Source organism: Mycobacterium sp. ABE4_509, from assembly GCF_056160785.1.
The window spans coordinates 1-11,783 of the sequence record NZ_JBSWXU010000157.1 but is presented as its reverse complement, the minus strand read 5'-3'; the positions used below and the strand labels follow the sequence as shown (position 1 = coordinate 11,783).

13 protein-coding genes are annotated in these 11,783 nt (G+C 69.1%); 9 read left to right on the top strand and 4 right to left on the bottom strand.

Features of this window, described 5'->3' with window-relative positions; translation table 11 throughout:
• The coding region (locus ACXAID_RS23925) for a GDSL-type esterase/lipase family protein (protein WP_475024672.1) at nucleotides 1-544 on the bottom strand (544 nt) is incomplete at its 3' end.
• A gap of 198 nt (nucleotides 545-742) precedes the next feature.
• On the opposite strand from ACXAID_RS23925, the gene ACXAID_RS23920 reads away from it, so the two are divergent.
• The 6 genes from ACXAID_RS23920 to ACXAID_RS23895 all read left to right on the top strand — a co-directional run bounded on the left by ACXAID_RS23920 (nucleotide 743) and on the right by ACXAID_RS23895 (nucleotide 6,887).
• Nucleotides 743-1,813 carry an alpha/beta hydrolase gene (locus ACXAID_RS23920; protein ID WP_475024671.1) on the top strand — a complete coding sequence of 357 codons (1,071 nt, stop codon included), beginning with the start codon at nucleotides 743-745 and terminating at the stop codon, nucleotides 1,811-1,813.
• Between the two features lie 30 nt (nucleotides 1,814-1,843).
• Nucleotides 1,844-3,238, top strand: a complete 1,395-nt coding sequence (locus tag ACXAID_RS23915; RefSeq protein WP_475024670.1) for a cystathionine beta-synthase — start codon at nucleotides 1,844-1,846, stop codon at nucleotides 3,236-3,238.
• A gap of 139 nt (nucleotides 3,239-3,377) precedes the next feature.
• Nucleotides 3,378-3,965, top strand: a complete 588-nt coding sequence (locus ACXAID_RS23910; protein WP_475024669.1) for an RDD family protein — start codon at nucleotides 3,378-3,380, stop codon at nucleotides 3,963-3,965.
• Nucleotides 3,966-3,979: 14 nt separating this feature from the next.
• Nucleotides 3,980-5,047, top strand: a complete 1,068-nt coding sequence (locus ACXAID_RS23905; RefSeq protein WP_475024668.1) for a hypothetical protein — start codon at nucleotides 3,980-3,982, stop codon at nucleotides 5,045-5,047.
• Nucleotides 5,048-5,146: 99 nt separating this feature from the next.
• Nucleotides 5,147-5,644 (top strand): RDD family protein, encoded by a 498-nt coding sequence (locus ACXAID_RS23900; protein ID WP_475024667.1) that lies wholly within the window; start codon nucleotides 5,147-5,149, stop codon nucleotides 5,642-5,644.
• A gap of 52 nt (nucleotides 5,645-5,696) precedes the next feature.
• Nucleotides 5,697-6,887: a cystathionine gamma-synthase gene (locus ACXAID_RS23895; protein WP_475024666.1), complete on the top strand. Its 1,191-nt coding sequence runs from the start codon at nucleotides 5,697-5,699 to the stop codon at nucleotides 6,885-6,887.
• Nucleotides 6,888-6,900: 13 nt separating this feature from the next.
• On the opposite strand, the gene ACXAID_RS23890 is transcribed toward ACXAID_RS23895, so the two are convergent.
• From ACXAID_RS23890 to ACXAID_RS23880, 3 genes are all read right to left on the bottom strand, one after another.
• Nucleotides 6,901-7,572, bottom strand: a complete 672-nt coding sequence (locus tag ACXAID_RS23890) for a GOLPH3/VPS74 family protein (RefSeq protein ID WP_475024665.1) — start codon at nucleotides 7,570-7,572, stop codon at nucleotides 6,901-6,903.
• A gap of 79 nt (nucleotides 7,573-7,651) precedes the next feature.
• Nucleotides 7,652-8,146: a transcription elongation factor GreA gene (gene greA, locus ACXAID_RS23885; protein ID WP_475024664.1), complete on the bottom strand. Its 495-nt coding sequence runs from the start codon at nucleotides 8,144-8,146 to the stop codon at nucleotides 7,652-7,654.
• 231 nt (nucleotides 8,147-8,377) lie between these two features.
• A complete protein-coding gene (locus tag ACXAID_RS23880) occupies nucleotides 8,378-8,800 on the bottom strand; it encodes a DUF4307 domain-containing protein (protein ID WP_475024663.1) in 423 nt (140 codons plus the stop codon).
• A 131-nt stretch (nucleotides 8,801-8,931) separates the two neighbouring features.
• Between ACXAID_RS23880 and mca the strand changes: the two genes are divergently transcribed.
• The 3 genes from mca to ACXAID_RS23865 all read left to right on the top strand — a co-directional run.
• On the top strand, nucleotides 8,932-9,804 hold the full coding sequence (gene mca, locus ACXAID_RS23875) for a mycothiol conjugate amidase Mca (RefSeq protein ID WP_475024662.1): 873 nt from the start codon (nucleotides 8,932-8,934) through the stop codon (nucleotides 9,802-9,804).
• Nucleotides 9,801-10,085 (top strand): hypothetical protein, encoded by a 285-nt coding sequence (locus ACXAID_RS23870; RefSeq protein ID WP_475024661.1) that lies wholly within the window; start codon nucleotides 9,801-9,803, stop codon nucleotides 10,083-10,085. Before mca ends, ACXAID_RS23870 begins: the two co-directional genes overlap by 4 nt.
• A 3-nt stretch (nucleotides 10,086-10,088) precedes the next feature.
• A partial coding sequence (locus ACXAID_RS23865) for a thioredoxin domain-containing protein (protein WP_475024660.1) occupies nucleotides 10,089-11,783 on the top strand: 1,695 nt, incomplete at its 3' end.

Genomic DNA, 11,783 nt, shown 5'->3' with positions numbered 1-11,783 from the left:
GCCGGCGCACCGCGCGGCCGACGCGACGCGCCGACGGGCCCAGCCCGTTGGGTTTGGTGATGTCGTTGGCGCCGATCATGATCACCGCCGCGTCCGGCGGGGGGCCGGCGACGAACATCGCGTCGATCTGGCCGGCCAGGCCCTTCGACGTCGCGCCGACGATCGCCTTGGTGCTCAACCGGATGCGCTGTCCGGACTCCTCGGCCAGGCCGCGGGCCAGCAGGACGCCGGGCACCTCGTCGGCGACGGTGCAGCCGTAGCCGGTGGCGGTGGAGTCCCCGAAGATCATCAGGTGCAGGTCGAAGGGGACACCGCGGTGCCAGCGCTCGACAGGACCGCCACCGGGCAGATAGACGCCGTCGGCGCGGGGTGGAACGTCCCACGACTTCGGAATCACCCGGCGGGCCTGGTCGGCCTGCCCGCTGAGCAGGTTGCGGGCACCCAGGTATGCCGAGCCTGTCGAGGCCAGGGTGGCTGCGGCCGCCAATGCGACGGTCACCCGACCTGGTGTGCGACTGCGCGCGTGAGGAGCACTACCGCTGATGCCCACGGAGCAATTCTAGAGCCCGCGCCGGCCCGCGCCGGGGCCGCGGCACGGGGCCGCGATCACAGTGCGGTATCAACTCCGGCATCAAAAGCGTTTAACGGATTGTGATAGAGGTTACAAATGCCAAGCTAAGTCGAGAGCTAGTCTGAGTAACCCGACTTATCCGTCACTACAACGCTGTAGGAAGTGGTCGCGATGACGGCACCGAGTAAGGTCCCCAGCTCCGCGCGAGTTGGTCTAGGACCAGCTAGAGCGCGCAAGACGCGCCGCTTTCCGGTCAGTGACGGCGCCCCCGTCGAAGTCGTCGAGGACGGTCCGAGCCTCGCCGGGCGGCTGATGACCCTCGCGGCGATGATGACGATCAAGCCCACTCTGGCCATCGGCAGCTATGCTCCGCGACTGCCCTGGCCCTGGGGGCTGGTCGATTTCGCCGCCCGGATCATGCGGCCGGCGCCGGGCACCGTTCGGGCCACCATCTCGTTGCCGAACTGCACCGCCCAACTGGTCCGCGCCTCGGGCGTGTTGCCCGCCGACGGCAAGCGCAGCGTGATCCTCTACATGCACGGCGGGGCCTTCCTGACCTGCGGGGTCAACACGCACGGGCGGCTGGTCACCGCGCTGTCGAAGTTCGCCGACAGCCCGGTGCTGGTGGTGAACTACCGGATGATTCCCAAGCACTCCGTGGGCACCGCGCTCGACGACTGCGTCGACGGGTACAAGTGGCTGCGCGAGACCGGCTACGAACCCGACCAGATCGTGCTGGCCGGCGACTCGGCCGGTGGCTACCTGTCGCTGGCGCTGGCCGAACGTCTGCTCGCCGACGGTGTCGAGGGCTACGAAGGCGAGACCCCGGCCGCGGTCGTCACGATGTCGCCGCTGTTCGAGATCGACAACGAGGCCCGCGCCGACCACCCCAACGTGCGCACCGACGCCATGTTCCCGCACAAGGCGTTCCACGCCCTGGTCGAGCTCATCGAGGAGGCGGCGGAGCGCCGGATCGTCGACGGCCGGCCCGAGGACGTCTACGAGCCACTCGATCACATCGAGCCGGGCCTGCCCCGCACCCTGATCCACGTGTCGGGCTCGGAGGTGCTGCTCAGCGACGCCCGCAAGGCCGCCCGGCTGCTCGCCGCGGCCGGTGTTCCCGTGGAGCTGCGAATCTGGCCTGGTCAGATGCATGTTTTCCAGCTGGGTGCGCCCGCGGTGAAGGAAGCCAACCGGTCCATCCGGCAGATCGGCGAGTACATCCGTGAGGCCACCTGGTAGTCGCGGCCCGGGCCTGGGACGATAGATCCCATGCGGATCGCCCGGCACGTCAGTGAGCTCATCGGTAACACGCCTCTGGTGCAGTTGAACTCGGTCGTCGCGCCGGGCTCGGGCATCGTGGCCGCCAAGGTCGAATACCTGAACCCGGGCGGCAGCTCCAAGGACCGCATCGCGATCAAGATGATCGACGCGGCCGAGGCCAGCGGGCAGCTGCAGCCGGGCGGCACCATCGTCGAGCCGACATCCGGAAACACCGGGGTGGGCCTGGCGCTTGTGGCCCAGCAGCGCGGCTACAAATGCATCTTCGTGTGCCCCGACAAGGTCAGCGGCGACAAGCAGAACGTACTGCGCGCCTATGGTGCCGACGTCGTGGTCTGCCCGACGGCCGTGTCCCCGGAGCACCCGGACAGCTACTACAGCGTGTCCAACCGGCTGGTCGAGGAGATCGAGGGTGCCTGGAAGCCCGACCAGTACTCCAATCCGATGGGGCCCGAGAGTCACTACGACACCACGGGGCCCGAGATCTGGGCCGACACCGACGGCAAGGTCACCCACTTCGTCGCCGGCGTCGGCACCGGCGGCACCATCAGCGGCGCCGGCCGCTACCTCAAAGAGGTGTCCGGCGGCCGGGTCGAAGTCATCGGGGTGGATCCGGAAGGGTCGGTGTACTCGGGGGGAACCGGACGGCCGTATCTGGTCGAGGGCGTCGGGGAGGACTTCTGGCCGTCGGCCTACGACCCGTCGGTGCCCGACGAGATCATCGCGGTGTCGGACGCCGATTCGTTCGAGATGACCCGCAGGCTCGCCCGCGAGGAGGCGCTGCTGGTCGGCGGTTCCTGCGGGATGGCCGTCGTCGCGGCGATCCAGGTTGCCGAACGCGCCGGGCCGGATTCGGTGGTGGTGGTGCTGCTGCCCGACGGTGGCCGCGGATACATGTCGAAGATCTTCAGCGACGAGTGGATGTCGTCCTACGGGTTTCTGCGCAGCCGGCTCGACGGCACGGTCGAGGAATCCACGGTGGGCGACGTGCTGCGGGGCAAGTCCGGAGAACTACCCGACCTGGTGCACACCCATCCGTCGGAGACGGTGCGCGACGCCATCGGGATCCTGCGGGAGTACGGGGTGTCGCAGATGCCCGTCGTCGGCGCCGAGCCGCCGGTGATGGCCGGCGAGGTGGCCGGCAGCGTCTCCGAGCGCGAACTGCTGTCCGCGGTGTTCGAAGGTCGGGCCAAGCTAGCCGATGCGGTGGCCGATCACATGGGCCCGCCGCTGCCGCTGGTCGGGGCCGGTGAACTGGTCAGCAACGCCGCCAAGACACTGCGCGACTGCGACGCGGTGATGGTGGTCGAGGACGGCAAACCGGCCGGTGTGCTGACGCGCCACGACCTGCTGGGTTTTCTGTCCGAGGGAAGTGTGCGCCGCTGACGCCGCCCCGGGACGGTAAGCCGCCGGCTGCCGGAACGGTTTCATGATCAACTTCATGATCAACGGGCTCCGCGATCTGCTGGCTCTAAGGATTCTCTCAGGTAAGGTGTGATCGCTCGTCCCTGTACGGAAGGCGCAGATGATCGATCAGCCGCCGCCGCCAGTCGGTGGTCCGCCACCTTCTTCGGTGCCGTCCGGGTATCCGGGTTTCTCGGGGCCGCCGGGCCCGGCCGCTGGGGCCTATACCCCATGGCACACCCGGGTGTTCGCCCGGCTGCTCGACTATCTGCCGTTCTCGCTGATCATCGGGATCGGCTGGGCCGTACTGGCCGCAACTCAGGAGACCGCGTGCATCACCGACATCTCCGAGTACGATCTGGGGCAGTTCTGTGCCACCGAGACGTCCACGATCGGGTTGGTGTCGGCCTGGGGCATCTTTCCCGGCTTCGCCGTGGGCTACCTGGTCTGGAACCTCGGCTACCGCCAGGGCGTGACAGGCAGCAGTGTCGGAAAATCCATTATGAGTTTCCGGCTGATCAGTGAAAATCGTGGAACCCCAATTGGTTTCGCCATGTCGGTGGTGCGTGAGGCGGTCTATCTCGTCCTCATCGCCGCCTGCATTCTGCTCTGGTTGATCGCGGTGCTGTTTCCGCTGTGGGATGCTAAGCGCCAGAGTCTCGTCGACAAGGTCCTGTCGACAGTTTGTGTCCCGGTTCCGCACCACTGACCGAAGGAGTTTCTATGTCAGACAACCCCTCTCAGCCTGAGGGTTATCCACCCCCCGGAGGTCAGCAGCCACCGCCCGAGGGGCAGCAGCCACCGCCCGAGGGGCAGCAGCCGCCGGCCGGTGGGCAGCAGCCGCCGCCGTCCGGGTACCCGCCCCCACCTCCGGGTGGCTATCCGCCACCCCCGCCTCCCGGCGGCGGCTATCCCCCGCCTCCGCCGCCCGGTGGCGGTTACCCGCCGCCTCCGCCTCCCGGCGGTGGTTACCCGCCGCCGCCCGCCGGATACCCGCCCCAGCAGGCCGGCGGTGGATTCCCGCCCCCAGCGCCCCAGCCGGGTGGCTTCGGGCCCCCGGCTCCGGGCTACCCGCAGTACGAAGGGGCGCCGGGTTACAGCGTCGGCGCCGGAGTGAGCTGGGCGTGGAACAAGTTCAGCAAGAACGCGGTCCCGATGATCGTGGCCACCCTGGTCTTCGTGCTGATCAGTTTCGCTCTACAGGCACTGATCAACGTCATCCAGGTGCTGGTCTCGCCGGGCAGCACCAGCTACATGTCGGATGACAGCGGGTTGTCGTTCTCCTATTCGGCCACCGGCCCGGCGGCCGTCCTGGTCGCCATCGTGGGTTGGATCATCTCGCTCATCGTGACCGCGGCGATCCAGTCCGCCTTCCTGGGCGGAGTGTTCGACATCGCCAACGGCCAGCAGGTCTCCATCGGGTCGTTCTTCCGGCCCCGCAGCATCGGAAACGTGGTCATCGCGGGCCTGCTGGTCGGCATCATCACCTCCATCGGGCTGTTCCTCTGCGTTCTGCCCGGCCTGGCCGCGAGCATCTTCCTGATGTTCACCATCGTCGCCGTGCTCGACCGCAACTTCTCCCCGATCGACGGCCTGAAGTCGAGTTTCGAGACCGGCAAGGCCAACTTCGGTGCCGTGCTGCTCACCTGGCTGGCGATGCTCGCGCTGGTGATCGTCGGGGCCCTGCTCTGCGGTGTCGGGCTGCTGGTGACGTTGCCGGTCGCGGCGTTGCTGCTGGTGTACGCCTACCGGGTGATGAACGGAGGGCCCGTCGCCCCGGCAACGCCCTAGGGGCCTGCGGACGGCCGTCGTGGGGCGCTCCGGAGCGCAGACTCCGGGCCCCCGCGCGGCCGACCGGCTGACCGTGCCCGGTCCCCGGGAGGCACAGCGGTGAGGCTGCCGAGCGGCGCATACGCACCCTGGATACAGCGCATGGGTGCCTGGGTCATCGACGCCGCCCCGATCGTGCTCGCCTGGACGGTGTTCGAACTCGTCACGCTCGGTACCGGCGGAATGGACTGTGCGTACTACAACCGCAGTGATCTGGCCTGCTCCTCGGCCGACACCGAGGTCTCGGTCGCGCTCTTCGGGGTGGGCGCCGCGCTCAGCGCTGGATACCTGATCTGGAATCTCGCCTATCTCCAGGGCACCCGGGGTTCGAGCATCGGCAAGTCGGTGGTGAAGATCAAGGTGGTCAGCGAGCGGACCTGGCAACCCATCGGATTCGGCCGGTCGGCGCTGCGCCAGATGGCGCACGTCCTCGACGTCGGCACCTGCTTCCTGGGCTTCCTGCTGCCGCTGGTCGACCGCAAGCGTCAGACGCTGGCCGACAAGGTGATGTCCTCGGTGTGCGTGCCGCTCACCCCGCGTGTCACCGACCTGCGTTGATGCCGGCACCCGTCGCGCAACCGCAGGTTTTCGCACGGCTACCCTGTCGACCATGAGCGAGAAGCGCAGTGCGGCCGACCACTACAGCGCCTACGGACCTGCCACCAAGGCGATCCACGCCGGTTACCGTCCGGACCCCGCTACCGGGGTGGTCAACGCACCGATCTATGCCAGTTCGACGTTCGCCCAGGACGGCGTCGGCGGGCTGCGCGGCGGATTCGAATACGCGCGCACCGGCAACCCGACCCGGTCTGCGCTGGAAGCGTCGCTGGCTGCGGTCGAGTCGGCCGGTTACGCACGGGCGTTCAGTTCGGGGATGGCCGCGACCGACTGCGCACTGCGGGCAGTGTTGCGCCCGGGCGACCACATGGTGATACCCGACGATGCCTACGGCGGTACCTTCCGCCTCATCGACAAGGTGTTCAGCCAGTGGGGGATCAGCTACACCGCGGTCGCTCTGACCGATCTGGACGCAGTCCGCGCGGCCGTCACCGGGGCGACCAGGTTGATCTGGGTGGAGACTCCGACCAACCCGCTCTTGTCGGTGGCCGACATCGCGGGGATCTGCACGCTGGCATCCGAGGCCGGGAACGGCGATGTGAAAGTGTTGGTGGACAACACCTTCGCTTCGCCGGCCTTGCAGCAACCGCTGCCGCTGGGCGCCGACATCGTGTTGCATTCCACCACCAAGTACATCGGCGGGCACTCCGATGTGGTCGGTGGGGCCCTGCTGACGAACGACGAGGGACTCGACGACGCCTTCGCGTTCCTGCAGAACGGGGCGGGTGCCGTGCCGGGTCCGTTCGACGCGTACCTGACCATGCGTGGGCTCAAGACGCTGCCGTTGCGGATGCAGCGACACAGTGACAACGCGGCCGCGATCGTGGACTTCCTGGCGGGGCACCCCGCGATCGACACGGTGCTGTACCCGGGGCTGCCGTCACACCCCAACCACGACGTCGCCGCCCGCCAGATGAGTGCGTTCGGCGGCATGGTGTCGGTCCGGCTGCGCGGCGGGCCCCGGGCAGCCCGCGAATTCTGTGCGCGCACAGAGATATTCATCCTGGCCGAGTCGCTCGGCGGGGTCGAGTCGCTGATCGAGTATCCCGGCGCGATGACACACGCTTCGACGGCGGGATCGCAGCTGGAGGTGCCCGACGATCTCGTGCGGCTCTCGGTGGGCATCGAGGACGTCGCCGATCTGCTGGGCGATGTGGAGCAGGCGCTGGCGCACCTGAGCTGAACCGCCGGACCGCTCAGCTCATCCCGGACAGGGCCTGGCGCACCGCCGAAGCGGTGATCGCCAGGTTCACCTCGGACACACCCGTCGGTGACTCCTCAACCCAACTGCCGCTGGCTATTTCGCCGGCCCGGGCATGCACCCAGCGCCAACCGCGGTCGTTGAGGCTGAGCAGTGCGCCCAGCCCGTCGACCGAGTGCAGCAGCGTGATGACCGCGGCCGTCGACGGTTCCGGGGGAGTCCGGTCGAACAACGCGCTCAACACCGCGGTGCGTGCCGGGCCCACCCTGTCACGGCTGGTCAGCAGCATCGGGCAGGTTCGTCTCGCCCGGGCGGCCGGCTGCCCGGCGCGACGGATCAGCCTCTGCTGCTCGAGCTGGCCGACCAGCCGGCCCTCGGTGGTCTTGCCCAGCTTCTTCACCGCGGCGGCGGGCCGGCGGGGCCTGCGCTGCAGCATCGCGAACGCCGGTGCCGCCACCGGATCGGCCGGGCCCGGCACGGCCAGGGCGATCAGCCGGCCCGCCGGGGCCGGGTCACCGTGGATTGCCGGGCGGATCGTGCCGGCGTAGGCGAGGTCGAGAAGTACCGCGGCGGCGAGTACGTGGTCACGGCGCGGCCGGTCCAGCGAGGGCTGTGCCGACGCGTTGTCGAGCAGCAGCAAGAACAGGTCCTCGGCGATGCGCGCCATGGCCGCGAGATTAAGCCATCGCAGTGCCGCCCCGCGCGGTCAGCCCGGCCGGACGTGCCGGTCCCGGGCCGACGGTCGATCAGCTGTGATAGGGCTCGGCGCTGACCAGCGTGACCTTGACGGTGTTGCCGTTGGGCACGGTGTAGGACCGCGACTCGCCGACCTTGGCGTCGATGAGAGCGCCGCCCAGCGGGGAGTTGGGGGAGTACACCTCGAGCTTGCCGTCGCTGAGGCCTTCCTGGCGGGTCGCGATCAGGAAGGTCTCGGTGTCGGACTCGTCGTCGTCGTAGTAGACCTTGACCACCGAGCCGGGCAGTGCCACACCGGACTGGCTGGGCGCCTCGCCGACCTTGGCGTTGTTCAGCAGTTCCTGCAGCTGGCGGATGCGGGCCTCCTGCTGGCCCTGCTCCTCGCGGGCGGCGTGGTAGCCGCCGTTCTCGCGCAGGTCCCCCTCCTCGCGCCGGTCGTTGATCTCGGCGGCGATGACCGGGCGGTTGGCGATCAGCTGGTCGAGCTCCGCCTTCAGTCGGTCGTACGACTCTTCGGTCAGCCAGGTCACCTGGGTGTCGGTCATGTGGTCGCGCTCCTGTCGTCGTTGCTTCCGCGCATGTCGCGTTAGAAGGCCGTGACACGGCACCGGGAGCTGTCGTACGTGTATTGCCGCCGAGGGGCGCGCTCAACCCGAGGACCCAAAATGCAGCAATACACGGCTCCAGCAGGAACCGTGTATCGCTCCATGATAGCACCGGGGCGACACCCGGTTTTCACGTTTTCGCTGTACGGAGTTCTACGCCCAGCTTCTGGCTCACTCGCCGACCAGGTAGGACGGCACCTCGGTGCCGCACCCGTAGACGTCGCCGACCACCGCCGGCGCACTGGTCGTGACCACGGTGGTGACCTGCACGGTTGCCGCCGGCGACGGCGGGACCAGGACCTCACGCCGGCCCGTCTCGGTCCCGTCGTAGGAGCGGGCCCGCACGATGCACACCACCGGCCGAGCCGGGTCCTCGCGGGTGACGCTCAAGGTGACCTCGATGGTGCGGTCGTCGATGACCCGGTATCCGCCCAGTTCACCGTCGACCTCGCCGGACCCGAACCGGGTGAACGCGACCGCCGCGATCGCCACCCCGACCGCCGCGACCAGCACCGTCAACCCGACGGCGATCCCGCGTCGGGCGCGCCTGCTCAGCCGCTGGCGCCCGTAGCGGGCCTCGGGACGTTCGATCATCTCGTTTTGCATGCCCGTCGGTCAGGTGGGTGTACTAGAGACTGGAACTATAAAGCCAGTCTGCGCGGTTGCACCGTAGCGTGAATCCGAGCGCGACTGTCTCGGCAGGTGAACAGCTAAGAGGGAACAGGTTGACCGAATTGCGGTTGATGGCCGTGCACGCCCACCCGGACGACGAGTCCAGCAAGGGCGCGGCGACGATGGCGCGCTACGTCGACGAGGGCGTGCGCGTCATGGTTGTGACGCTGACCGGCGGTGAACGGGGCGACATCCTCAACAAGGCGATGGACATCCCGGAGGTACACGGCCGGATGCCCCAGATCCGCCGCGACGAGATGGCCAGAGCCGCCGAGATCCTCGGCGTCGAGCACCACTGGCTGGGCTTCGTCGACTCCGGCCTGCCCGAGGGGGACCCGCTGCCGCCGCTCCCCGAGGGGTGTTTCGCGCTGGAGCCCCTCGAGATCCCCACCGAGGCGCTGGTGCGGGTGATCCGCGACTTCAAACCCCACGTCATGACCACCTACGACGAGAACGGCGGCTATCCGCACCCCGACCACATCCGCTGCCACCAGGTGTCCGTCGCGGCCTACGAGGCCGCCGCCGACCATCGGCTCTACTCCGACGCCGGCCAGCCGTGGAGTGTGCACAAGCTGTACTACACCCACGGTTTCCTGCGGCAGCGCATGCAGGTGCTCCAGGACGAATTCGTCCGCAACGGACAGGAGGGTCCGTTCGCGAAGTGGCTGGAGAAATGGGATCCCGACGACGATCTGCTCGGCAAACGGGTGACCACCCGCGTCGAGTGTGCGAAGTACTTCACCCAGCGCGACGAGGCGCTGCTGGCCCATGCCACCCAGATCGACCCGAACAGTTTTTTCTTCACCACGCCGCTGGAGTGGCAGCATCGACTGTGGCCGACCGAGGAGTTCGAGTTGGCGCGGTCGCGGGTGCCGGTACGGCTGCCCGAGACCGACCTGTTCGCCGGGATCGAGGGACGTGAGTGAGTGTGACGCTCGGATTCGCCGTGGTGGCCGGACTGCTGGCCCAGGACGGGCCGCAGCAGACCGGCCCGGACTTCGGTAAGGCCAGCCCGTTCGGGCTGATCGTGGTGTTGCTGTTGCTGATCGGTACCTTCCTGCTGGTCTGGTCGATGAACCGGCATCTGCGCAAGCTGCCGAAGTCGTTCGGCAACGAAGACGACGCCGAGCGCATCGACGACGGTGTGGCCGGGCCCGGCGCGGCACCCGGATCCGGCCCCGAGGGAACCAACCGCGACCCGGGCTGAGCGATGACCAACGCGTTGGCGGCCGCGACCAGCCCCTACCTGCGCCAGCACGCCGGCAACCCGGTGCACTGGCAGGAGTGGACGCCGGCGGCTCTGGCCGAGGCGGCCCGACGCGATGTGCCGATCCTGTTGTCGGTGGGGTACGCGGCCTGCCACTGGTGTCACGTGATGGCCCATGAGTCCTTCGACGACGCCGAGGTGGCGGCCGTGGCGAACGCGAACTTCGTCTGCATCAAGGTCGACCGCGAGGAACGTCCCGACATCGACGCGGTGTACATGAACGCCACGGTCGCGCTCACCGGGCAGGGCGGCTGGCCGATGACGTGCTTCCTGACCCCCGACGGGCGACCGTTCTTCTGCGGCACCTACTACCCGAAGCCGGCGTTTTTGGAGCTGCTCGGTGCGGTCACCGAGACCTGGCGGACCCGGCGCGCCGAGGTCGAGCAGGCCGGCGACCACATCTCCGGCGAGCTGCGCTCGATGGCCTCCGGGTTGCCGGGTGGGGGCCCGCCGGTGGCGCCCGAGGTGTGCGACGGCGCGGTGGCCGCGGTGCTCGACGACGAGGACACCGCTGACGGCGGGTTCGGCGGGGCACCCAAGTTCCCGCCGTCGGCCCTGTTGGAGGCGTTGCTGCGCAACCACGAACGCACCGCGGCGCAGGCGCCGCTGGACACGGTCTCGCGCGCCTGCACCGCGATGGCGCGCGGCGGGCTCCACGACCAGCTGGCCGGTGGATTCGCCCGCTACAGCGTCGACGCGGCCTGGGTGGTGCCGCATTTCGAGAAGATGCTCTACGACAACGCCCAGCTGTTGCGGGTCTATGCGCACTGGGCCCGGGTCACCGGCGACCCGTTCGCCCACCGGATCGCCGCGCAGACAGCCCGATTCATGCTCGACGAGCTGCGTGACGGACCGGTGTTCGTCTCGTCGCTGGACGCCGACGCGGCGGGCGTGGAGGGGCTGACCTACGTCTGGACCGCCGATCAGCTTCGCGAGGTCCTCGGCGTCGACGACGGCGACTGGGCGGTGAGGACGTTCGGTGTGACCACCGCGGGCACCTTCGAGCACGGGACCTCGGTGCTGCAGTTGCGCGCCGACCCCGACGACACCGCCCGGTTCGACCGGGTCCGGACCGCGCTGCTGGCGGCGCGCTCGCTGCGGCCCCAGCCCGCCCGCGACGACAAGGTGGTGACCGCCTGGAACGGCTTGGCGGTCACCGCCCTGGCCGAGGCCTCCTTCGCGCTGCAGATGCCCGAACTGCTGCGTGCGGCAACCGGGTGCGCACGGGCGATCCTGGATCGTCATCTCGTCGGCGGGCGGCTGCGGCGCGCCGGTCTCGGTGGGACGGCGGGTGCCGGCGCGGGCATTCTGGAAGATCACGCGGCGCTGGCGACCGGGCTGCTGACACTGCATCAGGCCACCGGCGATCCCGGCTGGCTGACCGAGGCGACGGCGCTGCTCGACGTCGCCCTCGACCACTTCGCCGATCCCGACCGGGGCGGCCGGTTCTTCGACGTGGCCGACGACGCCGAACAGTTGGTGCTGCGGCCGTCGGACCCGTTGGACGGGGCGACGCCGTCCGGCGCGTCGTTGCTGGCCGAGGCGGTGCAGCTGGCAGCGCACCTGGCCCCGCCCGGCCGGGCGGAGCGCTACGCCGAGACGGCCGATGCCGCGCTGGCCGGCGCGACGGTGCTGCTG